A 26,741-nucleotide genomic window follows, 5' to 3' on the forward strand; every position below is an offset into this window, starting at 1 on the left:
GGGTGACCTCAGACGTTGCCGTGCGCGCGTTCGCGCAGACGGAGCCAGTTCTTCACGAAGACGTTCGACAGGGCGAAGGTGATCGCCCAGAGCACCATCAGGAGGGCCGCCGAGCGGCCGACATTGGTGAACTGGAAGAACTGCAGATAGGATTCGACTTGGAAGACGGTCAGCGTATTGCCGGGGCCGCCCTGCGTCATCGCGTAGATGATGTCGAATTGCTGGATCGACTCAAGCATGCGGAACAACGACGCGGTCAGGATGTAGGGCATCAGCATCGGCATGGTGATGCGGAAGAAGACGAAACTCTTCGGTACCCCGTCGAGAGCGGCCGCCTCGAAGGGCTGCTTGGGCAGCGAACGAAGCCCGGCCAGGAGCAGCACCATGATGAAAGGCGTGTAGACCCAGACGTCGACCAGGACCACGGTGAACAGCGCCGATGACGGGCTGGACGCCCAGCGGAAATCAGTGAAGCCGACGAGGCTGACGAGATAGTTCAGGACCCCGAAATTCGGGTTGGTCATCAGCTTCCACATCAGTGCCGCAAGCGCCGGCGCGACCATCAGCGGCAACAGAAGCAGCATCGAAACGAGGTTGTTGAAGCGAGTCGGGCGTTGCAGCAGCAGCGCGATGCCGAGGCCCAGCAGCAGTTCGACCACGACGGTGAGCACGGTGTAGAGCAGCGAGACCTGGACGGTGCCCCAGAAGCGGCTGTCCGTGAGGAATTGCAAATAATTGTCGAACCATATGAAGCCCTGCAGCTGCGGCAGGCTCAGCCGGTAACGCAGCAGCGAGTAATAGACCGCCGTGACGAAGGGAATCAGAATCCAGACTGTCACCAGCAGGGCCGGCAGACTGAGCAGATAGGGAAGCCAGTTCGTCCGCCGCCTGCGTCTGGCTGCGACGCCCGCGCGTTCAGCTGCTGCTGGCTCTGCTGCCGACATTCCACGCCTCCCCGTCGGCCGGCGGAAGCTCCACCGGACAAGATCTCAGTTCGCTTTCGAAGAATTGGCCGCGCCGCCGTCAGAAACGGCGCGGCCAAGGATGCCTATTGCAGGCCGGCTTGCTGGAGCTGCTCGTCGATGCTGGCGGCGAGCTGGTCCAGGCCTTCGTCGACCGGCACCTCATTGGCGACCATGCGTTGCAGCATCGCCGCCCAGGCGGTGGTCACGTCGAAGAATAGCGGCTGCGGGGTGAAGTAGATCTTGGCGCCGGGCGACGACACCTCGAACTGCTCGACATAGCCGGGATATTTCGACTGGATGCGCTCGATGAACTCCTGGTCCTTCCAGACGCTGGTGCGAACCGGATTGACGAAATCCATCTTGCGGGCGCCGAACAGGTCATGCTCCTTCGAGGAAGCCCACTGCATGAAGTACCAGGTGGCGTCCTTGTTCTTGGAGAAGTTGGACATGGCGAGGGACCAGATCCACACGTTCGGGGTCGGCGCGTCTGCCGCCGGGTTGGGCGCGATCGCGGCATAGGCGATGTTGCCGGCTTCCTTGTTGTCGCCGCCATTCATGAAATAGCCGAGGATGTCGGCGTCGTAGATCATGGCGGAAGCGCCGGCGCCGAGATCGGTTCCGACCTGGTACCAGGTGTAGGTCGACCAGTTCTTCGGGCCGTAGTCCTGGATCATCTTCACCCAGTCGCGGTGGTAGGCCTTGGAGCCGTCCGTGTTCATGGCCGCGTTGAGAACACCACCATTGTTCATCAGGTCCTTCTCGCCGAAATTGCTGTAGCCGGAGAGGAAGCCGGGATGGATCGTCGCCCAGGATCGCGATCCGCGCACGCCGATCGGATAGACGTTGGCGTCAACACTCTTGAGCTTTTCGCAGGCGGCGAGCAGCGCCGGCATGTCCTTCGGCGGCTCGACACCGGCCTTCTCGAACATCGTCTTGTTGTAGGAGATGTTGTTCTGCTCGAAGCCCCAGGGGATGCACCATTGCTTGGCGTCGCCCGAACCGAGTTCGGAGCCCGGCGTGCCGTCCCAGGCGGTCGAGGCCCGCAAACCGGGCAGGAAGTCCTCCCAGTCCCAGGCCGCAGCGGTCTTCGCCGGATCGTTGATGTATTCGTTGAGATCGGTGATCCAGCCGGCCGGACCATAGGTCCAAGTCATGTAGGCGCCGGTCATCAGTGCGTCGTATTCGGACGAGCCCGACGACAGGGCGGCGGTGACCTTGTCGAAATAGACGTCCTCGGGGAAGACGTCATAAGTCACGTCCATGCCGGTCAGCGTCTTGAACGCCTCGATATCGGCGATCATCGCGTCGGCATAGGGATGCTTGTTGAGAAGCAACTTGAGCGATGTGCCCTTGTGCTTCATCCAGTCGAAGTCCGACGCCTGCGCAAACGCGCGGGTTGCGGCCGAGGCCATCAGGCTCGACGCGGCAATGGTCCCGATGCCGAGATAGCCCATCCGCTTCAGGAACTCCCGCCGGCCCAGTCGGCCGTGGACGAATGAATCGACCAGATCCTTTTCCTTGTCATACATGGCTGCTTCTCCTCCTCTTTGGCCGTGTCGTTATGTGCATGCCGGCCTCATGCTGACTAAGCCTTGGCGCTCGCCTTCACGACCGAGCGCGTCCCCCGGTCTCATCCGGAACGAGACCGTTGCGGACGTCGCCGCGAAGCAGGGCGAGGTGCGGTCGCTGGTTCTCCTGGTGCCTGTCCGGCGCAATGGCGTTGGCCTCGCGCGGATGGTCGAGATCGGGAACGGCACCCTGGTGCCGAGATTTGGGGCGACGATCTTCCGTCGGCGCCGGAGCCCAAGTCACGCGGCGTACCGTATCGGTCTCGAAGCGAGGCATCGCCGCCTTGGAGATCATGTTTCGCTCCCATTACCGCTGTCCGGTTGGCGGGGCTCTTTTTCAATGCTAGAAAAATTTTTCACCTTCTGAAGTTTTTGTCAAGCGACCTTGCCGCCGGGGTGAATTGAGAAGCGGTCGCACCGCCCAGTTGCGATCTATGACTTTGTCGAAAGCCGAACCCATGACGGACGGAAATTCGGCATGCTGAACATCATCGACGAATTTACACGGGAAAACCTGGCGATCCGGATCGACCGCAAGCCGAACTCGACCAACGTCATCGATGCCTTGACCGACCTGTTCATCCTGCGCGGCGTGCCCAGTCACATACGATCGGACAACGGGCCGGAATTTATTGCCAAGGCAGTGCGCGAATGGATCGTTGCCGCCGGCGCCAGAACCGCGTTCATCGAGCCCGGCAGCGCGTGGGAGAACGGTTATTGCGACAGCTTCAACGCCCGAATCCGGGAGGAGCACTTGAACGGCGAGATCTTCTACCCGCTGGTCGAAGCCAAGGTCGTGATCGAAAGCTGGCGCCGCCATTACAACACGGCACGCCCGCACTCGTCGTTGGGCTATCGGCCACCGGCACCCAAGGTCGTGCAATGGCCCGCTTCGCCATCCGGACCGGCTTCACCGGCCACGCCAGCCTTGGCGCCAAGGCCTGTCATGCACTAAGATTTGCCCCAGACCACTCGGTGGGGGCCGACCATTCCGGGGCACCCAGCTAGCTTTCAGTTAAGGCGGAACGGCAAGCGTCGATCAGGAGGATCACGCGACCGTGCTCTGCGATAGCCGCAATCGCATCATGGAAGTCGGTGAGGGGCAGCGCGGTGATCGGGTCGCTGACCATTGCAAACTGTAGCGCCGGTCGATCACTCAAAGAAGCTGACGTTCCTTCCAGACAAAATGGCGCCGAGACTTGACCGACCGCATGAAGTCGGCCCATCAGTCGCGCCGAATGCAGATAGTGCCACAGCCCAATGCCGCACCATGTTCTGCGCAATAGGAGCTGCGAGATGGCGCGAAAAATTCGGGACGCGAGTTGGCTTGAGAACGAGTCGACCGATACCGAGCCTCCGGAGCCGTGCTGGCTATGCGGCCGATTGCTGGGTGAGACCGTGGACCGCTTCCACCCGATCCCCAAAAGCCGGGGTGGCCGTGACACCGTTCTTGTCCATCCCATCTGCCGGGAGACCATCGACGCCAATTTCACGGCGAGCGAACTGGTCCGCCACGCAGAAAGCGGGACGCCCCTCACGGATAACCAGACGGTCGCACGCTTCGTAAAATGGGTCGCCAAGAAGCCTGCCGACTTTCACTCTGCGACCAAGTAGGGTCGTCAGCCGAACGTCGGATTCGCCACCTCATCTACCGTAGATAGGACCGTCCGATTCTGGCCCTGCTACGCCGTAAGTGCCCCTATCATTCCTCTTCTGCCAGCGATGACCCGCACGCACCGTCCGGCAAGTGCCCCGCACGGCGTCGAGGCCTCGGTCCACATGGAGCCATCGATCTCATATAAGACTTCGGCGACAAGGGATTGCTGATCGTGGCGCGGGCGAAGACCTTTTCCCCCCAAGACCGAGCCTGAAGTGAACCACCCCGGGTTTCCCGGAGACTGTTTGGTGTTAATCCAACGCCGCGATTGGCATGGCCTCAAGCTGGGCGTAGTAGGCGTCTTCTGCCTCGGCAGGCGGAACGTTGCCGATCGGCTCGAGAAGGCGCCAGTTGTTGAACCAGTCGACCCATTCGAGGGTGGCGAACTCGACGGTTTCGGCGAGACGTTCGGTTTAGCGAATGCTGACGTATTGGGCGGATTCAATCGGTCAACGCAACATGGATCGTGTCACCTTTGAGCAGCCATGGGTCAAGGACATCGGCCAGGGTCTTCCAACCGAGCGTATTTCGCGGGACTTGCATTGAAGGTGGCAGCTACGGCAGCGATCGCCTCGGCACTATGCGCGCTGAGGTCAGTCCCCTTCGGGAAGTACTGGCGCAGCAGCCCGTTCGTATTCTCGTTGGTACCGCGCTTCGAGGGGCTATGAGGACAGCAGAAGTAGACCTCGATGCAACGGCGTCGATTCTCCAAGCCGCGGATCGTCGGAATTTGCACCACACCCTGCAATACAATTTGCACCACATTGAACACGACCGGCTTCGTAGAGGTTTTCGTACCATGTCGTATTTTAGGGGATATTGTCCCTCGCTGTGATTTTTGATCGAGTTTCGAGTCTTCTCGACCGCACCAGCCTTCCTCATTGGAAATGTTGGCGTTTGGCATCTACGCCAAAGGCCGGTCGCATTTTCCCACCATTTGCATCAAATTTTGCACTACACGCTTTCAAGATGAAGGTCTGCAGACGAAGGCCTCGTTCCTTGAGTGGCGCGGGAAGCGTGGGATATTTCGCTCTGTCCGCGGGGCGAGCGTAGCGCGGTATTTCGTCACCCGCCGGATTTCGATCCGGAGGCTGTCAACGCAAGAGCAGTTTCAGACCGGCGCGGCGTAAAGATGGGCCAGGCGGTTCAATCGGGCTTCTGCGATCCGTCCGGTGTCTCGACCTGGGCAAGTCCCAGATCGTCCAGGATGACATAGAGCGCGGGCAGTCCGATCAGCACCAGCACGGTAGAGACGACAAGCCCGAATACCACCGCGATCACCAGCGGGATGACAGCGGTGGCCTGGGTGCTGGTTTCCGCCAGCAATGGCAAAAGCCCGGCCGCGGTGGTAGTCGACGAGATCAAGATCGCCCGCAGGCGGGCGCGGCTCGCCTGTCCGGCAGCGGCTTCGATGCCCATTCCTTCGCTGCGATAACTCTTGATGAACTGCACCAGAAGGATGGAATTGTTGACGACGATTCCGGCCAGTGATGCAGCTCCCACCAGCGAGGGCATCGACAGATTGTAGCCCATGAGAACGTGGCCCCAGATCGCGCCCATGATCGCCAGGGGAATGGCCAGCATGACGATGACCGGTTCCAGATAACTGCGGAACTGGAACGACAGGATGAGGAAGATCCCGAGCAGACCGATCGCGAGGCCGCGCGCGATGGACGCGCCGGTTTCCGCCGTGCTGGCCGCCTGACCCTCGATCGCGACACCGATGTCCGGGTAACGGTCGGGGAGGGAGGCAAGCCAACCCGTCTGGAGATCGGCAACGATCGCACCCGCATTGGCGACGCGCTGGTCCAGCTGGGCACTGACGGTGACGGTCCGCTGGCCGTCGATACGATTGATCTTGGCCCAGTCGCGGGCGGCTTCGACCTCCGTCACCTGCGGTAGCGGCATGGGTGCGCCATTCGGTCCGATCACTACGGTGTCGGTCAGAAAATCGTATGTCGCGCGCTCGCCCCTGCTTTGGCGGACGACGATGTCGATGTCCAGATCACCGATCTGCACTGTTTCGACGATGTCTCCCAGGACATCGGTCCGCAATTGCTCGGCCACATCCGCGGCCGACAGCCCGGCGGCCGCCGCGCCCGGCGCCAGCGACAGTCGTCGTTGCGGCTTGCCGGGGCGCAGGTCGGTAATCACGTTGTAGACGCCCGCATAGGTGGCAAGCTCGCCCGCCAGCTCCGCCGCCGCGCGGTCGAGGCGGCTAAGGTCCGAGTTCTTCAGGCGGATTTCGATGGGAACGCCCGCGGGGCCGAACCCCGGTTCCTGGATCATCAGGCTCACCAGCCCGTCGATCGGACCGATCGCCTCGCGCCAGCGCGTCGTGAGATCGTCGAGCGACGTCGCGCGGATTTCGGCGGTCAGAAGGTCGGCCGAGACGGTCGCAACATGCGGTCCGCTCTCGCCGGCGCTGAGGTTGCGGTTGAAGTCGGCGCGGATCGAGCGCACCAGCGCGGCACCCTCGGGCTGATCCGGTGTCAGCGCTTCGTCGACGCTTAGCAGCGCCGCCGTCACCTGCTCGACCACGGCTTCGGTCCGGGCCAGCGGCGTGCCCTGCGGCATGAGAATGCGCACCTCCAGCACGTCGCCATCGATGTCGGGCATCGCCTCCATGCGGATGTTGCCGCCGGCGATGAAACCGACCGAGCCCAGCAGCAGCGCCAGCATCGCCGCCAGCGTTATGTAGCGCGCGCGGATCGCCCGATCGGCCAGTGCGCCGACGCCGGATTGAAACCGCGCGAAACCTTTGTCGAAGGTCCTGCGCAGGCGCGATTCCGATTCAGGTCCCTTCCGCCCGCCCTTCAGATGGTGCGGCAGGATCCAGAACGCTTCGATGAGACTAGCCGCCAGCGCCGCCACAAGCACGATCGGAACCACCTCCAGAACGGCGCCGAGTTCGCCCGACAGGAACGACAACGGTACAAACACCGCCGCCGTCGTCAGGAATGACGACATCACGCCGGGTAGGACCTCCCGCGTCCCGTTCACCACGGCGGCAAGCGGGGCCTGTCCCTCGGCCGCGCAGCGCGCGACATTGTCGGTAATGACCACGGCGTCATCCATCACGATCCCGATCGCCATCAGGAACGCGACCAGGGTAATCATGTTGATCGACAGACCCAGCAGCGCCATCGCCACGAACGCTCCGGCGAACGCCACCGGCAGGCCCAGCACCCCCCAGAGCGCCATGCGCACGCGGAAGAACAGGCTCATCACCAGCGTCACCAGCACGAGCCCCATGATGCCATTCTCGACCAGCATCACCAGTCGATCGCGCACAATCGAGGTCATGTCGGTGGTGATGGTCAGCCGCACCGCCGCGCCCCGGCGGGCCTGTTCCAGCGCGACGAATTCCTGCAGGCGGTCCATCACGCTCAGCGCGTCGGTGCGGCCGCTCTTGTAGATATCCAGAACCAGCGCCCGTTCGCCGTTGAAGAGGATCTTTTCCTCGGCCTTCTCGAATCCGTCGGTCAACTCGGCGATTTCGCCAAGGCGCAACTCCGCCGCCGACTTTCCTGAAATCACGATCAGATCGGCCAGATCCGCGATCCGCCGCCGCTGATCCGTGAACCGCAACTGCACATCGGCTTGCGGCGTCTCCAGCGTCCCGAGCGGCATATCGACGTTCTGTCGCCCGATCGCGCCGGCGATGTCGCGCACCGACAGGCCGTATTGGCGCAGCAGATCGGCCGAAACCTCGACCTGCCATTGCCGCTGCGACACGCCGCGGACCATCACATCGGCCACGTCCGGCAGAGCCAGCACCGCGTCTTCCAATTGCGCGGCGTAGCGTTCCAGATCGTCAAAGCTCATATCCCCGCTGACGGCGAGGGCGGCGACCTGATCGGTGCGGTGCATCTCCCGGATCACCGGGGCGTCGGCGAGGTCGGAGAAGTCGGTGATCGCCTCGACCTCGGTCTTGATGTCGTCCAGAAACTGGCTCGCCGTGCCGCCCGGCGTCATCTTCGCAAGCGCGTTCGCCAGATTGTCCTCGGCGCTGCATCGAAATTCCTCCATGTAATCGACGCGGCGCAGGCCTTCCTCCAGCCGCTGGCAGACCGACTCCTCGACATCGGCCGCCGTGGCGCCCCGATAGAGAACGGCGATGCTGACCTCGGTCGGCAGAAAGTCGGGAAACGTCTCGCGTTTCAGCTGGGGCGCGGCGATCGCGCCCGCCGCAAGAAAAACGATCAGGAGCAGGTTGGCGGCGGTGGGATGGGCGGCGAACCAGCGGATCACGGCGCACTCTCCGCCGCGGCCCGGGCCAGCGCGGCTTCGGCCTCCGCGTCCTGTCGCGGCCGTAGGCGCATACCCTCGACCGCCGGCACGACGTCGTCGATGATCACCCGGTCGCCCGGTGCGAGACCCTCGCCGATCACCGCCAGATCGCGCAGCGAGAGGTCGATCCTGACTGGCACCCGGCGCAGCCGGTCTTCGTCATCCGCGAGATAGACCGTGTCCTGATGAACCGCGCCCATCGGCACAACGATGGCCGGGGCCTCCAGCGGCGAGGACAGCACCGCCTCGACATACATGCCGCGAACCAGCGGCAGCCGTTCGGGCGGACTCGCGCCGCGATAGGGCTCGTCGACCGAGACGATGGCGCGAACGGTGCGGGTCGCCGGATCGATCTCGTTTTCGATGCGCTCCAGCTGGCCGGGCCAGCTCATGTCACCGGCGGCGACCAGACGGACCTCCGCCGTGATCGCCGACAGATCGAAATGCGCGCCGAGATTCAGCGGCACCGTCGGCACGGTACGCGCTTGGGTGGCCAGCAATCGGCGCAGTTCCGATAGGCGAACCTGAACCACCGCCTCGGCCTTCGCGATCCCGTCCCCGGTGACCAGCCGCTGACCCGGTGTGACCTGCTGTTCCATCTCCACTTCGACCACGCCGATCCGCAGGTCGAACGGAGCGATGATCTCGGTGTCCTCCAAATCCCGCCTCGCGTGCGCCAGCGCGGTTTCGGCGCGCGCATTTTGCGCGGCCAGGTGGTCGAGTTGGCTGGGAATCAGCCGCAGGCGGTTCTCCAGCGTTTGAACGGCCACGCGCTGCTGCACCGTTGCGCGCTCCTGATCGTCCAGCCGCGCCCGTGGCACGGTCCCGCTCGCGGCCAGCGACCGCACGCGCTCCAGTTCCTGCGTCGCCAGTTCCAGCCGGCGCTGCTCGAGGGTCATCAGATCGGATGTATTGAAACGCTCCTGCTTCAGTTGGCTGATTTCGGTCTCGAGCGCGGCCATGTCGGCCTCGGCCGCGGCGATCGCCAATTCGTAGCGCGTCGGGTCGATCTGCAAGAGGCGCGTATCGGCGGGAAGGATGTTGCCGTTCTTCAAGCCGGGATGGCGAAAGGCGATTGGCCCGTTGACGCTCGCCACCGCCTGCCAGACCCGCGCCGGTCGCGCCGTCCCGAATCCGCGCGCGGTCAGCATGACCGGCAGCAGCCGCGCCTCGATCACCCGCACGGCAGGCGCCGGCGCTTCGTCCGCGACGCGGTCGGGCGGCATTCTGGATGCCAGCATGAAGGCAATGACCGCGGCTCCGGCGGCGAGCGCCAGCAGGATTGGAAAGAGACGTTTCGTGAAGACCGGGATCGTCATTCCAGCGGCTCCGGTCTACTTGTGGTGAGGCGAGTTGAGGGCATCATCTGTCGGGCCACCTTACGGCCGGGGCGGCAGGAGAGTGGCGCTGATCGGCTCCAGCACGAAGGCGCCAGCCCGGGCGAGGCCGGTGCGTACGCCATTCTGCAACCGCGGAAACACCGTGACCAGCCCAACGAACCGGTTGTGGTTGGTTCCGTCGAGAGCCGAGACCTCAGATATGTCGATCAGCCGGATGTTGTTGGCGCTGGCGAGCGCCTGTACTTGCGGATCGTTGACGTCGCGTGTGCCGATCCGGTCGCGGGACCCGGCGATCCGGCTGGACGCCATCAAGGCGCGGTCGTCCTTGGAAACCAGCAGCGTCATCGGCGGGTCCAGAGGGCCGATGATCTCCATCTGGCGACGAAAGACATCGACATCGATGTCGGGGGCGGCAAGTACGACGCCGCTCAACCGATCGATGACCGCGTCCTGGCCGGTCAGCCGGAGCTGGCGCAGAGCCTCCGCTGTGAGCCAAGCGCCCATGCTGTGCCCGAACACGGTGATCTTTCCCACCTTCGGATCATTGGCGATATCCGTCAGCACGCGAACGAGATCGTCGCGCGAATAGGTGGCGGCGTCCTTGTCGGCGACGTAACCCGCCACGGATGCCGCCGAAGGCCAGGCGAAGAGAACCGGCGTCTCCGTCAGCTTGCCGTCGATGGCGAGTTGCGCCAGCCTGAACAGCGATTCCTCGAAGCTGTAATTGTAGCCGTGGACGAAGATGACGACATCGCGCTTTCCTGCAAGGCCGCCGGTTCGGCGCGACGGCGCCTGGAATTCGAGCTTCGGCAGGATGGTCCGTTCCGTCACCGCGAAGCTTTGTTCCGGATCCGGCGCACCTTTCGGCCATTCGATCGCCGTCATCACATGATCCTTTGGAACGGAGACAGTGAAGCGCTCGAAGTTCAGTGTCGGAGAACGACCGGACGAATAGTTGCCGTTCGTCGTGTCACGCTGGCGCGTCGTGGCAACCTGGATGGTCACCTGCTCGACCGCCGTCGCGCTCGCCGGAACCACTGCGAGAACCTGCGGGCCGGGTCGCGACGCACAGCCGGTCGCCGTCAGAAAGGCCGCCAGCAGCAACATTGCGGCCCAAAGTGTCCCCGAGCCGCATCCCGGTGCCGAAGTCATGTCGCGACCGCTGCGAAGCGGATACGGGAGAGGGGACATATGGTCATCATCCTTCCTCTTCCTTCCGCTGACCGCTGCCGGAAATCAGGCCCCCGAACAGGCCAGCGGCCGCCAACTCCGTTCCGCTTCATGTCGGCCGCTCGCTCTCGGTCGCGTCGGCCGGAGGCGCGGCGAACAGCCCGATTTGAACCTCAAGGAGCCGAATACCTTCGTCGGCCAATTGAAAGGACCGGCCGCTCAGCGACCAACGGACCGCCAGTCCCTGAATAAGCCCGAGCACCAGATACGCGGCATCGTCGGGATCAAGATCCCGGCGGAACATCCGCTCGTCCTGGGCCTTGGCGATTTGGCCGGCGATTGCCGCGTGAAACCGGTTCATCAGGCCCAGCACCGACTTGCGCAGAAAATCGTTCTCCGCGTGGAGCTCCCTGGAAAAGAGGATCGCGGGAATCGCGGGTGTCGCCTGGATCAGCCGCAATTGGGCGCCGATCAAGCCACGCAAGCGATCGATCGGTGTGCCGCCACGATCAAGGACGGTTCGCCAGCCAGCGGCCATTTTGTCGGTGATCGTCGCCGCGACCGCTTCCCAGATCGCCTGTTTGGTCGGGTAGTGTCGGAAAATTCCCGGCTGGGTCAGCCCGACCGCGCGGGCAATCGCCTCGGTGGAGAGGCGGTCAGGGCCGAGCTCGTCGGCCAGCCGCAAGGTCGCCTCCAAAATCTCGGCCTTGCGCTCCGGGGCGGGTTTTCGAACGGCCATAACGGTTCCAAATATTAGTGATGGAGCACTAACTAAACCATGCATGGCTATTTGCCAATCGCGTATCTGCAAGCGGCTGAAAGGGAAGTGTGCGACCGCCAGGTTAGGCGATAGCCAATAAGACGGTCAGCGGCGCGCCACCCATGACGAAGGCAAGGCTCGGATCCGAGGCTCCACGGCTGCCGCCGATGTTTCCTTGATCTCGCCGCGATTACGGCCCGCATAGGCTGACTCAATGGAAGCATCCGCGCAGAACGCCTTCAGTAAGGCTTCGATGATCAGCAGGAGTTCGGTCCGAGCAATTTTGTGAAAGACTGTCGCCCGACGCATTGCGCCAATACGAGTCCATCGGTCCGCAGCCGCATGAGCTGCTACGACATCGGCACCGGGTCGATCGCAAGCTCTTCGCGCGACCGACTCACGGGCTTTTTCCCGTCGGCCAGTGCGCAGAGCACGAGTAGCCGTTACGGATGCGACAGGTGCCCATCAGCTCCGCCGCCTCTTCCGAAGCCTGAATCAAATCATCTACATTCATGATATTGAATTTAAGGAATTTGAATGTTAGATGGAGCACCAGTCGGAAGCGCTTGGATTTCCAGGGGCGCGGGCCTGGCCCGCCGATTGACAAAGGAGACGAAGATGACGCTCGATCGTGTGGTATTGTCCTTTGCGGGATTGATGGTCCTGCTGTCGGTGGCGCTTGGCGTGTATGTTTCTCCCTACTGGCATTTGTTGACGGTCTTCGTCGGTCTGAACCTGATCCAGTCCTCGATCACCGGCTTTTGCCCTGCCGCCATCGTGTTCAGAAAGCTCGGCGTGAAGCCGGGTTGCGCTTTTTCCTGACGGCTGAGGCGGGCCGCTCGATCGGCCCGTCAGCCAAAACCTGTGATGCGGAGACCTTTCATGGAATCCTTGCGGGCCGGAGGGTTCATTATCCTTGCCGCCGTGATGTCGTGGTCGGCGGCCGGCGCGGCGGAGTTCGTCGTGCGCGCGCAGACGATCGAGGAAACCAAGGCCGTCTTCGGTCAGGTCGAGGCTCGCGACGTGGTGCCCGCCCGGGCCCGCATCGGCGGGACGCTCCGACAGATCTCGGTCGACGAAGGCGCGCAGGTCGAGAAGGGCGAGGAGATTGCGCTTGTCGTGGACGACAAGATCGCGCTTCAGCTTGATGCGGCCGACGCGCAGATCCGGGCGTTGCAATCCCAACTTGGCAGCGTCCAGACAGATCTCAACCGTGCTCAGGAATTGTTGAAGCGTGGGATCTCGCCGCAATCGCGCGTCGATCAGGCCAGTTCCCAAGTGGACGTTTTGACGAACCAGGTCACCGCCGCCGAGGCCGACCGTGCCGTCATCGAGCAGTCCTCGCGCGAAGGTAAGGTTCTCGCGCCGGCATCCGGCCGGATCCTGACGATTCCGGTGACGCCGGGCTCGGTCATCATGGCTGGCGAAGCGGTCGCCCGTGTCGCCGGCGGGGGCTATTTCCTCCGTCTGTCGCTGCCCGAACGCCACGCGGCGGCAATCGTCGAGGGCGACACGGTCAAGGTCGGTCAACGAATGGTGTCGCGTTCAGCCAACGGTCATCCGCCGGAGCTGCGCGAAGGCCGGCTGGTCCAAGTCTATCCGGAAATTGCCGAGGGCAGGGTGCAGGCCGATGTCGAGGTGGAAGGGCTCGGCGATTACTTTGTCGGGGAACGGACTTTGGTCTGGATTCCCGTCGGTCGCCGGGATGCCATTGCCATTCCGCCGGAAGCTGTGACGACCCGCCACGGCGTTGACTATGCCCGCCTGGCCGGCGAACCGGACCCGCTGGATGTGGCCGTGATCCTCGGCGACAGGCTCATGGTCGACGGCAGCGAAAAAATCGAAGTCCTGAGCGGCTTGCGAGAGGGCGACCGGATCTTGCTGCCATGAATCTCGGAATTGCCGGTCGCCTGACCAAGAGCTTCATCGGTTCTCCGTTGACGCCGCTCTTCCTGCTCGCGGCCTTCGCGCTCGGACTGGTCGCGCTGGTTTCCCTTCCGCGCGAGGAAGAGCCTCAAATCTCGGTGCCGATGGTCGACATCCGGGTGCGCGCCGACGGGCTCAAGGCGGAAGATGCGGTCAAGCTTGTCACCGAGCCCTTGGAAACCATCGTCAAGAGCATCAATGGCGTCGAACACGTCTATTCGCAGACTGAGGACGACGGCGCCCTTGTCACCGCGCGGTTCGAGGTCGGCACCAGCGCTGATTCGGCGATCCTGCGCGTTCACGACAAGGTTTTCGCCAATCTCGACCGTATCCCGGTCGGCATCCCGGAACCGCTGATCGTCGGGCGCGGCATCGACGACGTCGCCATCGCCGTCGTTACATTGACGCCGACGGCGGAGGCCGCCGAACGCTGGACCGCCAACGGTCTGACCCGACTCGCCCGCGAACTTCAGGTCGAACTGTCGAAGCTTCCCGATATCGGCCTCACCTACATCGTCGGACAGCAGCCCGAAGAGATCAGGATCGAGCCGGACCCGGAGCGTCTGTCGCTTTATGGGATCACGCTGCAGCAGCTCACCGGGAAGATTCAGGGAGCCAACCGCTCGTTCCAGGCTGGATTGATCCGGGAAGGGGGCCAACAAGAAGTCCTGGTCGCGGGGCAGACGCTGCAGACGCTTCCTGAAATCGGCAATCTTCTGCTCACCGCCCGCGATGGTCGACCTGTCTATGTGCGCGACGTCGCCGATGTGGTGCTCGCCACGGACCCCAACGAGACGCGGGTGACCGCGGTGCGCAGGAGCGGGGAGGATTTGGAGCGCGTCCCGGCGGTCTCGCTGGCGATCGCCAAGCGGGCGGGAACCAATGCCGTGGTCATCGCGGAAGAGATCATCGATCGCCTGGAACAGGTGCGCGGACAGATCTTCCCGGCGGATGTCGAGATGACGATCACGCGCAACTACGGCGAGACGGCCAACGAAAAAGCCAACGAGCTGCTCTTCCATCTCGGCTTGGCGACCCTTTCGATCGTCGTGCTGGTAGCCTTCGCGATCGGCTGGCGCGAGGCGATGGTCGTGGCCATCGTGATCCCGACGACGATCCTGCTCACGCTCTTCGCCTCATGGCTGATGGGCTACACCCTCAACCGCGTCAGTCTTTTCGCGCTGATCTTCTCCATCGGTATTCTGGTCGACGATGCCATCGTGGTCATCGAGAACATCGCCCGCCATTGGTCGATGAAGGACGATCGCGGCCGCGCACAAGCGGCGATCGAAGCGGTGGCCGAGGTCGGAAATCCGACCATCGTGGCGACATTGACGGTGGTGGCGGCGCTTTTGCCGATGCTCTTCGTCTCCGGACTTATGGGCCCTTATATGAGCCCGATTCCCGCCAATGCGTCGGCGGCGATGCTGTTTTCTTTCTTCGTCGCGGTGATGCTGACGCCCTGGCTGATGCTCAAGCTCGGCGGCAAGGGTGGGCACGGCGAATCAAACGTCGGTCACGACGCGATTGGACCTCTCGGCCGCTCCTACATCGCCGTCGCGCGCCCGATCCTGAAGACGCGGGCGCGGTCCTGGCTGTTTCTCATCATCGTGGGCATCGCGACGCTGGCCTCGCTGACGCTGCTTTATACCAAGGACGTCACCGTCAAGCTTCTGCCCTTCGACAACAAGAGCGACCTTCAGGTCGTGGTCGACCTGCCGGAGGGCTCGACGCTCGAGGATACCGACCGGGCATTGCAGGCCATCGTAGAGCGGATGTCGCCGATCCCCGAAGTCGTCTCGTTCCAGACCTATGCCGGAACGTCGGCGCCGTTCAACTTCAACGGTTTGGTCCGGCACTACTATCTGCGGGCGGCGGCGCAGATGGGAGACGTTCAAGTGAACCTTCTTCCCAAGGACGAGCGCGACCGGGCCAGCCACGATGTCGCCCTGGACATTCGCAGCCGCCTCGCCGGACTCGATTTGCCCGAGGGCACGAGCGTGAAGGTCGTGGAGTCGCCGCCCGGCCCGCCGGTGCTCGCCACGCTGCTGGCGGAGATCTATGGCCCCGATGCGCAGACGCGTCGGGCCGTCGCCGCGAAGGTGCGCGAGACCTTCGCGTCGGTGCCGTTCATCGTCGACATTGATGATTCCTACGGCGTTCAGGCGACGCGCGCGCGCGCCAGCATCGATCAGGACAATCTCGAATACTACCGGGTCGAGCAAGGCGATATCTACGACACGATCCGGGCGCTCTATTCCGGCAACACGGTGGGGTATTCGCATCGGGGCGAGGGACGTCAGCCGATCCCGATCCGTATCGGAATGGCGAAGGGCGACCAGCGGCTCGACGAGCGGGCCCTCGCGACGCCCGTCCCCGCCAATGCCTTGCCGGGCGAGCGGGGCATCGTGGAACTCGGCGATGTCGTGGCGATCACGCGCGAGCCCGCGTCTTTCCCGGTATTTCGCCGAAACGGTCGGGCCGCGGAAATGGTAACGGCGGAACTCGCCGGCACGTTCGAAGCCCCGATCTACGGCATGCTGGCCGTGGGGGACGCGATCGAAAAGGCCGATTGGGGCGACCTACCCAAGCCGGTCATCGCGTTCAATGGCCAGCCGGATGACGAGAGCCATCCGACGCTTCTGTGGGACGGAGAGTGGGAGGTCACCTGGGTGACCTTCCGGGACATGGGCGCGGCGTTCATGGTGGCGATTCTCGCCATCTACATTCTCGTCGTCGCCCAGTTCAGCTCCTTCAAGCTGCCACTGGTCATCCTGACGCCGATTCCACTTACGTTCATCGGGATCATGTTCGGCCACTGGTTGTTCGCCGCGCCGTTCTCGGCGACGTCGATGATCGGCTTCATCGCGCTCGCCGGCATCATCGTGCGCAATTCCATTCTGCTGGTCGATTTCATTCGCCACACCCGTCACCCGGATCGCCCGCTCATCGACGTGCTTTTGGAAGCCGGCGCGATTCGCTTCAAGCCGATCCTTTTGACCGCGCTCGCCGCCATGATCGGCGCCGCGGTAATCCTGACCGACCCAATCTTTCAGGGGCTGGCGATATCGCTGCTGTTCGGACTTGCGTCATCCACGGTGCTGACCGTGCTCGTCATACCGGCGATCTACGTGGCGCTGCGGGGCGAGGGCGCGCCCAAGACATCTGTGGAGGATTCCGAGGGGAGCGCGGCGACGCCCGGCTGATGCATCGGTCGAGGACAGGAAGATTGATGTTGACGCCCGCCATCTCACGGATCGTTTGAGTGTCGGCCCAGGCGAACAGGCGCGGAGGATCGCCCTTGGTCCAACGCGCGCTGCAATTTGGCGGAAGCGCCAGGTCAGTCTTTACCCGTGTTCCTTTCGACCAACAGGCCGGCGAAGAGACGTTGGAGCGTGACCAGCAGCTCCGTGATCTGCGGGTTCGCGAGTCTGTACCAGACGGTCGGGCCGTCCCGTCGATAGGCGACCACTCCGGCCGCCCGCATCTTGGCCAGGTGCTGAGAAAGGGCTGATTGCGACAGCCCGACCGTCCGGGCGAGCGCGCTGACGTTCACCTCCCGCTCCTTTACCAACTCGCTGATGATCAGAAGCCGCCGCTCATTCGCGAGGATGCGCAGTAAGTTCCCCGCAGCCGTCGCCTTCTGCTGCGTTGCCGGAATTTCAGAGGGACTATTTTGATTTTTCACGGTGAAACCCATTGGTACCGTGTATGCGCGCAATGGAATTTTACTCCGCGATCGATGTCTGCAATCATCAAATCCGTCGCTCCATTCGCGGTGCCTTGAGATGTTGCCGCGGCCGGCTCCGAATATTCGGAGCTGGCTGCGATCGCCGAAGACGCATCGGCATCCGCTGCCGATATCACGCCTGCCTCAGGCCATCGCCCGGCTGACCCTCACGGGCAGGCCCTGGCGCACGCTGGCGCCGCTGATCGGCTCCAGCCATGTACCGGCGACGCGGCGCGTCGGATCGGCGAAGCCTAGGTCGTTGAGGTTTACTCCGGCTCCGATCCACTCGTTGCCCGGACGCTCCTGTCCGTCGATGACATGGGTGCCGGCGCCCAGCTCGCGGTGGCCGAAGCCGTGCTCGATGCCCAGGCAACCGCGCATGACCCCGTCGCCGACCAGCGCGAGGCCTGTCACCGTGCCCCCGGGGCTTTCGATGCGGATGGTGTCGCCGTGGCTGATCCCCAGCCGGGCGGCATCGTCGCGATGCATCAGGATCGGGTTGTACGGCTTGATCATCCGCAGCCGTTCCAGCCCGATGGCGTAAGGGTTCATCAGGTTCGACTTGTAGGAGAACGCCAGCAAGGGCCAATCGTCCTCGCTATAGACCTCGCGCATGGGGCTGCCGTCGGCCAGTTCGGCCTGCCGGAACTGGGGCACGCCCCGGTGCCGCTGGCCAGTCTGGCTGTCGATCGCGGTGCCCACATCTTCATTGTAGATGCAGAGCGTGCGTTCCCACGGATTGCCCAGGTTCTCGCCATCATGCGCGGCCTTGTAAGGCTGGAAGCGGCCGCCCCGGGAATAGAGATAGGTGACGGCGCCGCGCTCTTCCTCGGGAAGCACAGCGTCGATCTTGGGCAGCAGCAGGTCCAGCCCGCTCAACGCCACATCCTCCTCGCTCGCGTCCGGCAGCCGATCGCCCTGATAGGCGATGTTGGCACCGGCCCGCAGGAAGAAATCCTCGGCGGTTTCGAGAGGCAGCATGGTTCCGTCGGCCGCTGGGATCGCCTCCGCGCCGAAACCGGTCAGCCCCAGCTGTTTCGCCGTGGCAATGAAGAACGTCTCCATGCTCACCGGTTGGCCGCCCTCCGTTTTCTGCTGGCGCGGCTCGACCACCGGCCAACAGGCCGTGGTCATCTTGGTCAGGTTGCCCGACCATGCCCCGGTAAACCCCCAGACCTCGTACATCACCGAATCCGGCACGATGTAGTCGGCATACAGGTTGGTCTCGTTGATGAAGCCGTCCACTGCTACGTACAAACCGAGTTTCTTGGGGTCGGCGAGCTTCTCCTCGATCAGGGTGTGCAACCCGGCCTGACCGTAGATCGGGTTGGCCATGCACCCGATCAGCGCCTTGATCGGATAGGGATAGCCGTCGAGCGCGGAGGACAGGTGCTCGGTCAGCGTCGGTGGCGCAAGCGACCGCCAAGGCGCCGTTGCTGGATAGGGGTTCTCGCCGGCCGCGACCTTGCGCTTGTATTCCGATGATTTCTCGTAGGGAAACCCCGAGCGGGAGAGGAAGAGCCCCTTCGGCTTGCGCATGCCGGGGAAGGTTTTCAGATCATAGCGCGGACCCTTGCCCATGCCGTTGAAACTGCCGCCGCCTTGGGCGGAGCCGCCGGTGTGGTTTATCGACCCGGCCAGCAGATTCAGCATTTGCACGCCGAAGGTGGCGTAGAATCCGGTGCTCGACATCATGCCGCCATGGCTGTCCGAGACCGCACGGCGGCCCGCCGCCTTGAACCGCTCCGCGATGTCGACGATCCGCGCTTCGGGGATGCCGCACTCGGCGGCATAGTCGGCCAGCGAACGCTCCTGGGCGGATTCGAGCAGCAAGGCGAGGCTACTTTTCACCGCGACCGTCGCGCCATCGGGAAAATCGACCCGAGCCGACACGAAAAGGCTCGCCTTGCCGGCCGCATCGGACGACACAAGGCCATCGTCGGCCATGACCATCGCCGCGTCATCGTCGGCCCCCGCTTCGGCCTGTCCAAGGTCGGAGCGGCGCAGGAAGTGTCCCTGCCGCGCATGCCCGTCCTCGACGATCACCAGATGGGTCGCGTTGGTGTGACCCACCTCGCCAGCCGCCTTTGCCGCCTTGCCCGACGGCAGGGCCAGGAAATCGGCGGCATAGCCGTCGTTCTCCAGCAGCCAGCGAATCAGTGCCATCGCCAATGCGGTATCGGTGCCGGGCCGGACTGGAACCCAGTTCGATGACGCTCCTGCCGATTTGGTAACCGAGGCATTCAACGCCGGGTCGACCACGACATAGTCCAGATTGCCGCGCGCCCTGGCTTCGGCGATCAGTCGTCCCTGCCGCTTGAACGGGTTGCCCGCCTGGCTGGGTGCTGTGCCGATGAACAGGCCGAAAGTGGCGCTGGCGAAGTCCGGCTTCGTGTGCGCGTACTTCTTCATGTCGTTCATGACCGCGCCCGAACCCATTCGGAACGCCAGTCCGCAATAGGATCCGTGATGGCCGTAATTGCGGGTGCCGAAAGCGTTGAACACGAATCGCTTGAGCAGAGCCGAACGGCCGTAATCCGTCGCCTCCATCACCAGAAGCTGGTTGGTCTTCGGCCCGTATTCGGGATTGTCCGGATCGATCGGCGTCTCGTAGTCGTTGATCGCGCGCAGGCCCTCCACCGGACCTTCGCCGAACAGATCGCCGCCCTCGCAGATCTCCTCGATCACCTGCTCGAAGGGGACTTGCGTCCACTGGCCGCTGCCGCGCGGCCCGGTGCGTTTCAGGCAGTGGGCCACGCGGTGCGGGCTGGTGATCTGGGCGATCATCGCATTGCCACGCGCGCAGGCCGTCGAGCGGTTTTCCTGTCCCTGGTCCTGCCAGGCGCTGACGCTGCGCAGCGCCTCCTTGACCGGTGTGGCGTGGTCCAGGTGCTGATCCGCCGAGAGCGGATTGTACGGGTTGCCGGTCACGCGCAGAACCTGGCCGGTCTTGTTGTCAATCCGGACGCGAACGCCGCACTTTGTCGTGCAACCGTAGCAGACCGTGAAGGCCATGCGCTGGTCCGGGTTGGGGGTGAGCTCTCCGGTGTCGAGATCGACGCGATATTCCGGTACCGGCGCATTGCCGAAGATCGGATGCTTGGGCTTTTCGCCGGCGCTGCCCGACAGCCCGGCGGCCATCTTTTCCAGCGGTTCGGCATAGCCTGCGGCGAAGGTGGCCGCGCCTCCGGCGGCGACGGCGCCCTGAAGCAGTCTGCGACGTGTCTTATCCATAGCTTGGCTCTCCTTCGATGCCCGAGATCCCGGGTGCCTGTGCGTGGCCGCCGAGGGCGGCGCGCCAGGGCACGAAAAGATTGATGATCAGGACGACGGCCAGCCAAAGGCCGAAGGTGCCGACGATGCCCAGAAGGCCCTGCGACCCGAGCGAGATGCTGTAGTCGTTGTATCCGGCGCTGTTTCGCGCCACGGTCTGCACATCCATCAACACGGTCCAGCGGAACATCCAGGCGACATGAAGCGCCAGGAGGCCGACGATCCAGCGAAAGCCGCGCAGCGGCCGTATGACCACCATCAGGCCGGCGCTGAGGAACAGCAGGACGCCGGCGCCCGCGGCCCAGAAAGCGACGCCTCGCCATTCGGGATTCAGGCGGACCGACTCGAGCGCCGCTGCCACCGACCCTTCGTTCAGCATGAGACCTTGGGCAAACCATCCGGCCGCGGCGAGGCCCGCCAGAACGGTTGTGCCGAGGATCACGGCCAGCATCTGATTGCCGCCGGTCAGATAGCGCAGACCGGAAAAGCGATTGAGGACCAGCACCAGACCCGCGGCGCCGATGACCCCGGTCAGGAGGAACATCGCCGGCAGATATTCCGTGTGCCACAGCGGCCGGCCCTTGAGCACCGCGACCTCGGCCCCGGTATAAAGCATGACCGCCAGCGACATGACGATCGCGGCCAGCCCGGTCAGAACGATTAGCCAGTGCGGACTCTTCCAGCCGCCCAGCGGCGCGATGCGTCCGACGGTGCCCTGCAGTCCGGGCGCGTTGGCCCAGGCTTTCAGCGGCTCGCGCCAGACCAGCCAGGCCAAGACCACCACCAAGCCGACATAAAGCGGCAGGAACAGGCTGCCCAGCGACATCCAGGACCACGGCGTCGGATAGGCGTAGAAATGCCAGAAACGGAGCGGTTGGTGCAGGTCTGCCAGAAGCGAGACAGGCGCGACCACGGCGGTGGACATCGCCGCCAGCAACGCCAGCCGCGCCGTCGGCTTCCAGCGATCGCTGCCGAAGATCAGGCCGGGCACGGTCAGCCAGAGCGCGCCGTAGGACAGCGCGATCAGGAAAAAATACTGCACGGCCCAAGGATACCAGGCGATGCCATAGCGCGGGGCGATCAGCTCAATGCTCAGCGAATTCATAACCCAACTCCTGTCCTTCCTCGCCGCGCACATCCCAAAGTCCCGGAACGGCCTGGGGCCGGTCGACGAACCGCTCGTCCATGCCGAGATAGAAGACATGCGGCCGCGTGTTCTTCTCCGGCTGAAGCACCATCAGTTCGTCTCGATGCGCCTCGATCATCTTGGAAATCTGGCTGTTCGAATCGTTCAGGTCGCCGATGATCCGCGCACCCCCCACGCAGGATTCGACACAGGCCGGCAACAGCCCGGCCTCCAGTCGATGAGCGCAGAACGTGCATTTGTCGGCGGTCTGGGTCCGCTCGTTGATGAACCTTGCGTCATACGGGCAAGCCTGCACGCAGTAGGCGCAACCCACGCAGCGGTCGCTGTCGACGACGACGATGCCGTCCTCACGTTGGTACGTGGCCTGAACCGGGCATACCGGCACGCAGGGCGGGTTGTCGCAATGGTTGCACAGGCGCGGCAACATGAATTGGGCCAACTCGCCGGTGTCGACGCTTTCGACCTCGTATTGCGAGACGATCGTGCGGAACTTGCCCAAAGGCGCTTCGTTTTCGATGTGGCACGATACGGTGCAGGCTTGGCAGCCGATGCAGCGGCGCAGGTCGATCAGCATGGCGTAGCGCTTGGCGGGGTCGCCGCCGCGGCGCGGGGGCTGTTCGTTGATCGCAGCGTTGGCCACGCCGGCAAACGGCACGAATGCCGCGCCAGCGCTGATTCGCGCGATCTGCCCTAGAAAAAGTCGGCGGGCGTTGTCCATGATGCCTCCGTTCTGATCGCGATTCGCCGACGCTGTTCGACGACTTTCGTCAGACCGTTGGTGCTCCGATGTTGCGACGCACGCTTTGACCTGGATCAAGCGAAATGCGGCCCCTTGCGCCAAGGGTGTTCAGCCGCGAGCGAGTCACCCCAGCGGTAACGAAAACCTTAATATTTTTTTTAAAAACCATGTGGATAGCGGCGTTGTGGCCGACGCGAAATCTCATCCGGCAACATACATGATCGAATTGTGCGGCGCCGAAATCGGCATCTCGCGGGCCGAGCCGATCTGGACGAAGTGTCCACTCCTTCCAATCCGGCGTGCCACAGGTGGAAGGGCGGCTGACGGGCCGCCCTTCCCATTTTGCTTGTCGTGGAAGCGGGACGTCCGCTCAACTCGAAGGGACGATCACCATCTGATGGGCTGTGCCCTCGACTTTCACCTCACTGATCGTGCTCAGGTCATTGACGTCCAGCACCCAGACCTTGGGCTCCTCGGCGCTGCTGACATAGATCTTGCCTGTTCCTGGGATCGTTCTCAGGTGGTAGGGCGCCGGCGCCAACTCGGCGAAGCTGACCTCGCCGCTGTCGAGATCGACCCGGCCGATCCGGCCAGTCTCCCGCACTGCGGCGAACAGCGTCTTGCCGTCCTCTGACAAATCGAGGCCGTGCAGCATTCCGCCCATCTCGAAGCTGCGGCGAACCGTCATCGTCTCAGGGTCGATCTCGCTGACCGTGCCGTCGCCGTCATTGGTGACGTACAGGGCGCTTTCGTCCGCGGCCATCACCAGGTGCCCGGGATTGGCGCCGGTGGCGACCGTCGGCCCCGCCGTCCAGCCATCGACGGCGATGCGGCTGACGGTGCCGGCGCCGGCATTGCCGACGAACAGCGCCTCGCCATCCTTGCTGAAGATGGCGTAGTTCGGCGTCGCCGCGGTCTTTACCGTCGTGATCAGTTCGAAGTCCTCGAGCCCGATCACCGAGACAGCGTCGGCGTTGATCAGCGTCACCACGGCGAAGCGTCCGTCCGGGCTGACCGTGACGTGATGCACGGCGCCCGGCACGTCGACCTTGCGCAGGATCTCGCCGCTTTTGCGGTCGATGATCGAAACCGTGCTGACGAGCTCGTCGGACGGTTTCGCGGAGGTCTTCTCCGACATCCCGTGGTGCGCCTCATGGTCCTCCTCGGAGACGCCGACAGGCTTTGCGGGCGCCTCTCCCGCCGAACGAGCGGAGAGGCTTCCGGCGATCAGCAGGCGCCCGTCCGGGGTTCCGGCCAGCCCATGCACCGCCTCGGTTCCGGAGATACGGTCGACCTCGGCGTCCGTCGCCGCGTCGATGGCCAGAATCTGGTTCTCCTCGCCGAGCGGTATGTAGACCAACGGCTCCGCATGGACGGAATCGAGGCCAAAGAGCACCATCGCCAGGGCGATCGGTGCGGCGGAGTGGAGGAAGCGTCGGTGGGTTCTCATCATTGTCTCCAGTTTTTTAGGGATTCAGCATTTGCGACGAGAACGGCCGGCGCGGCGCAAACCCCAGCACTGCCGGGGGCTGCATCGCAAGGCGGCGTCGCGACAGGGAGCCGCGATGGACGCCGGCCGTCCGTAAAAATCAGCTGATCGGGGGGTGGTGAGGCGGGCTTTCCGTCCGTTCCCGGAGCGGGTCGGAGACCGTGGCGATCACCCGGTTCGATCCTTGCGCTCGCAGCAGCGGGCGCTCCGGCGCGACGAAGAAATGCACGCATGGCGCGTGCTGAGGGCACGCGGCGGCGGGGAGAAGGGCTTGCCCGGCATCGGCCTCGCCATCTATGGCGGCCGCGTTCAGGAAACAGCGACCCGTCTCATCTCCGGTGGGTGCGTTCGCCTGGACGGCCGACCAGCCGCATTCGGTCATGGCCATCGGTCCGGCTGCGGCTCCGTGACCGAGGCCCGAGAGCACCAGGGCGAGGACGGCGAGAACGCCGACAAACAGGCTGAACGCCGGTCGACGCGCGTACTGCGTCAGAACCGGACGCCGGTGCTGTCCCGACCGTGCTGTGACCATCCGTAGTTCACCTTTCCCCCACGGGTTCCCTTGGGGCGTGATGCGCGTCAAGCGCCGTCTTCCAGCAGGCTGAGCGCGCCTTTGAAGTCCTTCGGATTGCCCTTGCGCACCGGTATGGTCGCCTTGTGTTTGTGTCGGCTCACTATTTCTCCCCCGCCGTCTGCCAGTCAATTCCGGCATCGCCGAAAGGCAAGACAACGCCGCTCGGACTCTCCCTGACGTTGCTCACCCGGGAGACGCTGACGGCGGAGGAATTCGCGCCGCCGCAAAGAGGCCGGTAAATCGCGGCGGGTTCGCCCGGCGTCGCGCGGTCGCCGAAGGCCGCGGTGAAGGCCCTCAAGGCAAACGGATCATAGCCGGCTCGACGGGCGGTCCGAGGGAGGCGCCGAGGTCTTTGCGGCATTTCCGGTGGCGGACCGACTGCAGGTGCTGGCGCCGAACAGGGCGTAGGCGGGACAGAACCGGATGAGCGCAGTGAGGACGAGGATCGCGGCGACGGCATAGGCCACCCACGACCAAGGCGATACCAGCGACGCATAGGCATAGGTGGCGAGCGCAATGCCGAAAAGGATTCGGATAACACGGTCGGCGGCGCCGACATTGGCGGTACTGAACATGGAAAGACCTCCTGCTTGGGTTGAGGTCGGGCGAGCCCATTGTGCCATCGGGTACGGCGCCCGCCGATTGATCAGATTTCGTTGATCGGCACCTACAGATACCGTTTTCCGGACGCGTCCGGCTTGCCTGTCGCGGGTATGAACCGGCCCGATCGCGAAGGCCGCGCGTGGGCCTTGCCCGGCTTTGACGGTTGCCCGGATTGCGGATTGATCTGTCGGGTCATCGCGTTCGCCTCATCGGTCGATGGTGCACATTCGCAGGGCGAAACCGACGCGACATTGATCTGGATCAGTGAAGTTGTCGATGATCATCCGCATTCGAGTGGCGGCCAATCTCGTCCCGGATTTCTAGAAGACCGCGCTTAACGCGATCGCGAGCGCATATCGTCATGCACCGATCTCCAGAAGAGCCCGTCGTCGCAGAATGCGGATATCGCGTGAATCGACCAGCTCGATGAGCCGCTGTTCCTTGAGCCTGGTGAACGTCCGCGATACCGTCTCGATGGTCAGGCCGAGATGGTCCGCGATATCCATTCGCGACATCGGCAGATGGACGTGCTCGAGGTCGCCCTGCCGCTCGACCATCTCAGCGAGGAAGCTCGCAACGCGTTCGAAGGCGGAGTGCCGAGCGAGCACCAAAAGATACCGTTGAGTCGTTCTCAGGCTCTGCAACGCCAAAGACAGTATGTCTGGATCGACACCATCGATGGTCGAAAGAGGACGCCGGCAGATCCCGATGGCATTGATCGCCTCGGCAAAGAATTCTCGCTCCACGCCGGCTTCGAAGCCGAACGTTTCGCCAGCCAGATGGAATGCGATGATCTGCCGGCGGCCATCGGCCAGCAAGCGATAGACGCGAACCGCGCCGAACTCGACCCGGTAGAGATTGCCGGCCGGATCGCCCGCGGCGTAAATTTCCGCGCCCGCCTGGAAGAAGCTGACGATCTGCGGGCGGGGCGATGCGGCAGCCGGTGGAAACGCCGGGTGATCGATCGTGAAGGGATGCGACCGCAAGGGCGACTGGGCGACTGTGGAAGCGAGCATCGTTATTCCCCTTTTCCGTTCTGGTGGGGGAAACAATGGCGCCGATCATGATCGCCCGAAATTCGGTTATGTCCTTAGGGGAATTACGTAGCCTCAACGCGTTGCCGGACTTCCGGCAATGTTTTCAAGCTTTTGAATCAAAGCGTTGCCCAGAAATGGCTTGGTCAGAATTGTCAGTTGGGCAAAGTCGGTCGGAGGGGGCCGCTTATCCATCAGAAAAATGACCGGCGCGCCGAGGCGTTCGAGCGCATCCCATTCGGAGGTGTGATCGCGCACCGCTTTTTCGTCGACGATCGCGCAGTCCAACCATCTGACGCGCGGCGATGCGAGAGCCGAGGTGAGTCCGGCATGCGAATCCACCTCGTACATTTCCGCTTCGAGCGCGAATTCGAGCGATTTGCGAAAATCACGGTCGGGCGCCACGACAAGAATCAGGCCGATTGTCTCCACGATACGGGGTGCTCCGGACATATGCGTCGCGAGCCGGGCAA

Annotated in this window: 22 protein-coding genes and 3 pseudogenes; 6 read left to right on the forward strand and 19 right to left on the reverse strand. The window is 63.7% G+C overall.

Annotation, left to right across the window (positions count from 1 at the left end):
* Nucleotides 1-8 precede the first annotated feature (8 nt).
* From VQ045_RS00420 to VQ045_RS00430, 3 genes are all read right to left on the reverse strand, one after another.
* Nucleotides 9-944 carry a carbohydrate ABC transporter permease gene (locus VQ045_RS00420; RefSeq protein ID WP_327624110.1) on the reverse strand — a complete coding sequence of 312 codons (936 nt, stop codon included), beginning with the start codon at nucleotides 942-944 and terminating at the stop codon, nucleotides 9-11.
* 104 nt (nucleotides 945-1,048) lie between these two features.
* A complete protein-coding gene (locus VQ045_RS00425) occupies nucleotides 1,049-2,494 on the reverse strand; it encodes an ABC transporter substrate-binding protein (protein WP_331828793.1) in 1,446 nt (481 codons plus the stop codon).
* A gap of 76 nt (nucleotides 2,495-2,570) precedes the next feature.
* A complete protein-coding gene (locus VQ045_RS00430) occupies nucleotides 2,571-2,828 on the reverse strand; it encodes a hypothetical protein (RefSeq protein WP_331828794.1) in 258 nt (85 codons plus the stop codon).
* Nucleotides 2,829-2,957: 129 nt separating this feature from the next.
* Here VQ045_RS00430 and VQ045_RS00435 point away from each other — a divergent pair.
* Nucleotides 2,958-3,488, forward strand: a pseudogene (locus VQ045_RS00435) (integrase core domain-containing protein); the annotation flags it as partial.
* 49 nt (nucleotides 3,489-3,537) lie between these two features.
* Here VQ045_RS00435 and VQ045_RS00440 read toward each other — a convergent pair.
* Complete coding sequence (locus VQ045_RS00440) at nucleotides 3,538-3,759, reverse strand: hypothetical protein (RefSeq protein ID WP_327624112.1); 222 nt, start codon at nucleotides 3,757-3,759, stop codon at nucleotides 3,538-3,540.
* A gap of 70 nt (nucleotides 3,760-3,829) precedes the next feature.
* On the opposite strand from VQ045_RS00440, the gene VQ045_RS00445 reads away from it, so the two are divergent.
* Nucleotides 3,830-4,147 carry a hypothetical protein gene (locus tag VQ045_RS00445; protein WP_331828795.1) on the forward strand — a complete coding sequence of 106 codons (318 nt, stop codon included), beginning with the start codon at nucleotides 3,830-3,832 and terminating at the stop codon, nucleotides 4,145-4,147.
* 294 nt (nucleotides 4,148-4,441) lie between these two features.
* Here the strand turns inward: VQ045_RS00445 and VQ045_RS00450 are convergent.
* The 6 genes and pseudogenes from VQ045_RS00450 to VQ045_RS00475 form a co-directional block, all read right to left on the reverse strand.
* Nucleotides 4,442-4,588: pseudogene (locus VQ045_RS00450) on the reverse strand (IS3 family transposase); the annotation flags it as partial.
* A 43-nt stretch (nucleotides 4,589-4,631) separates the two neighbouring features.
* A pseudogene (locus VQ045_RS00455) lies at nucleotides 4,632-4,881 on the reverse strand (transposase); the annotation flags it as partial.
* A gap of 455 nt (nucleotides 4,882-5,336) precedes the next feature.
* Nucleotides 5,337-8,444 (reverse strand): efflux RND transporter permease subunit, encoded by a 3,108-nt coding sequence (locus tag VQ045_RS00460; protein ID WP_331828796.1) that lies wholly within the window; start codon nucleotides 8,442-8,444, stop codon nucleotides 5,337-5,339.
* Nucleotides 8,441-9,802, reverse strand: a complete 1,362-nt coding sequence (locus VQ045_RS00465; protein WP_331828797.1) for an efflux RND transporter periplasmic adaptor subunit — start codon at nucleotides 9,800-9,802, stop codon at nucleotides 8,441-8,443. The genes VQ045_RS00460 and VQ045_RS00465 overlap by 4 nt, the downstream gene beginning before the upstream one ends.
* Nucleotides 9,803-9,862: 60 nt before the next feature.
* Nucleotides 9,863-10,930, reverse strand: coding sequence for an alpha/beta hydrolase (locus VQ045_RS00470; RefSeq protein ID WP_331828798.1), 1,068 nt, complete (start codon nucleotides 10,928-10,930; stop codon nucleotides 9,863-9,865).
* A gap of 172 nt (nucleotides 10,931-11,102) precedes the next feature.
* The gene (locus VQ045_RS00475) at nucleotides 11,103-11,732 is read right to left on the reverse strand and encodes a TetR/AcrR family transcriptional regulator (RefSeq protein ID WP_331828799.1); all 630 of its coding nucleotides are present in this window, start codon (nucleotides 11,730-11,732) and stop codon (nucleotides 11,103-11,105) included.
* A gap of 639 nt (nucleotides 11,733-12,371) precedes the next feature.
* On the opposite strand from VQ045_RS00475, the gene VQ045_RS00480 reads away from it, so the two are divergent.
* The 3 genes from VQ045_RS00480 to VQ045_RS00490 all read left to right on the forward strand — a co-directional run bounded on the left by VQ045_RS00480 (nucleotide 12,372) and on the right by VQ045_RS00490 (nucleotide 16,885).
* On the forward strand, nucleotides 12,372-12,575 hold the full coding sequence (locus VQ045_RS00480) for a YgaP family membrane protein (protein ID WP_327646384.1): 204 nt from the start codon (nucleotides 12,372-12,374) through the stop codon (nucleotides 12,573-12,575).
* A 105-nt stretch (nucleotides 12,576-12,680) separates the two neighbouring features.
* Nucleotides 12,681-13,643, forward strand: coding sequence for an efflux RND transporter periplasmic adaptor subunit (locus VQ045_RS00485; RefSeq protein WP_331828905.1), 963 nt, complete (start codon nucleotides 12,681-12,683; stop codon nucleotides 13,641-13,643).
* The gene (locus VQ045_RS00490; RefSeq protein WP_327626147.1) at nucleotides 13,640-16,885 is read left to right on the forward strand and encodes an efflux RND transporter permease subunit; all 3,246 of its coding nucleotides are present in this window, start codon (nucleotides 13,640-13,642) and stop codon (nucleotides 16,883-16,885) included. The genes VQ045_RS00485 and VQ045_RS00490 overlap by 4 nt, the downstream gene beginning before the upstream one ends.
* Before the next feature lie 134 nt (nucleotides 16,886-17,019).
* Here VQ045_RS00490 and VQ045_RS00495 read toward each other — a convergent pair whose 3' ends face one another.
* The 7 genes from VQ045_RS00495 to VQ045_RS00525 form a co-directional block, all read right to left on the reverse strand.
* The gene (locus tag VQ045_RS00495) at nucleotides 17,020-17,379 is read right to left on the reverse strand and encodes an ArsR/SmtB family transcription factor (RefSeq protein WP_327626148.1); all 360 of its coding nucleotides are present in this window, start codon (nucleotides 17,377-17,379) and stop codon (nucleotides 17,020-17,022) included.
* 174 nt (nucleotides 17,380-17,553) lie between these two features.
* Entirely contained in the window at nucleotides 17,554-20,643 is a 3,090-nt protein-coding gene (locus VQ045_RS00500) for a molybdopterin dinucleotide binding domain-containing protein (protein WP_331828800.1), read from the reverse strand.
* Nucleotides 20,636-21,787 carry an NrfD/PsrC family molybdoenzyme membrane anchor subunit gene (gene nrfD / locus VQ045_RS00505; protein ID WP_331828801.1) on the reverse strand — a complete coding sequence of 384 codons (1,152 nt, stop codon included), beginning with the start codon at nucleotides 21,785-21,787 and terminating at the stop codon, nucleotides 20,636-20,638. The genes VQ045_RS00500 and nrfD overlap by 8 nt, the downstream gene beginning before the upstream one ends.
* Nucleotides 21,768-22,670, reverse strand: a complete 903-nt coding sequence (gene dsrO / locus VQ045_RS00510; RefSeq protein ID WP_331828802.1) for a sulfate reduction electron transfer complex DsrMKJOP subunit DsrO — start codon at nucleotides 22,668-22,670, stop codon at nucleotides 21,768-21,770. The genes nrfD and dsrO overlap by 20 nt, the downstream gene beginning before the upstream one ends.
* 268 nt (nucleotides 22,671-22,938) lie before the next feature.
* On the reverse strand, nucleotides 22,939-24,018 hold the full coding sequence (locus VQ045_RS00515) for a YncE family protein (protein ID WP_327646394.1): 1,080 nt from the start codon (nucleotides 24,016-24,018) through the stop codon (nucleotides 22,939-22,941).
* A 139-nt stretch (nucleotides 24,019-24,157) separates the two neighbouring features.
* Entirely contained in the window at nucleotides 24,158-24,589 is a 432-nt protein-coding gene (locus VQ045_RS00520; protein ID WP_327646395.1) for a hypothetical protein, read from the reverse strand.
* Nucleotides 24,590-24,939: 350 nt separating this feature from the next.
* Nucleotides 24,940-25,206 carry a YgaP family membrane protein gene (locus VQ045_RS00525; RefSeq protein WP_327646396.1) on the reverse strand — a complete coding sequence of 89 codons (267 nt, stop codon included), beginning with the start codon at nucleotides 25,204-25,206 and terminating at the stop codon, nucleotides 24,940-24,942.
* An 81-nt stretch (nucleotides 25,207-25,287) separates the two neighbouring features.
* Here VQ045_RS00525 and VQ045_RS00530 point away from each other — a divergent pair, with 81 nt between their 5' ends.
* Entirely contained in the window at nucleotides 25,288-25,572 is a 285-nt protein-coding gene (locus VQ045_RS00530) for a hypothetical protein (protein ID WP_331828803.1), read from the forward strand.
* A gap of 21 nt (nucleotides 25,573-25,593) precedes the next feature.
* Here VQ045_RS00530 and VQ045_RS00535 read toward each other — a convergent pair whose 3' ends face one another.
* Together VQ045_RS00535 and VQ045_RS00540 are read right to left on the reverse strand one after the other, a co-directional pair.
* Nucleotides 25,594-26,250: a helix-turn-helix domain-containing protein gene (locus tag VQ045_RS00535; protein WP_331828804.1), complete on the reverse strand. Its 657-nt coding sequence runs from the start codon at nucleotides 26,248-26,250 to the stop codon at nucleotides 25,594-25,596.
* A gap of 93 nt (nucleotides 26,251-26,343) precedes the next feature.
* Complete coding sequence (locus VQ045_RS00540; RefSeq protein ID WP_327622264.1) at nucleotides 26,344-26,700, reverse strand: hypothetical protein; 357 nt, start codon at nucleotides 26,698-26,700, stop codon at nucleotides 26,344-26,346.
* Nucleotides 26,701-26,741: the final 41 nt, after the last annotated feature.

This window comes from Aurantimonas sp. E1-2-R+4 (genome assembly GCF_036549515.1).
Lineage (GTDB): Bacteria > Pseudomonadota > Alphaproteobacteria > Rhizobiales > Rhizobiaceae > Aurantimonas > Aurantimonas coralicida_A.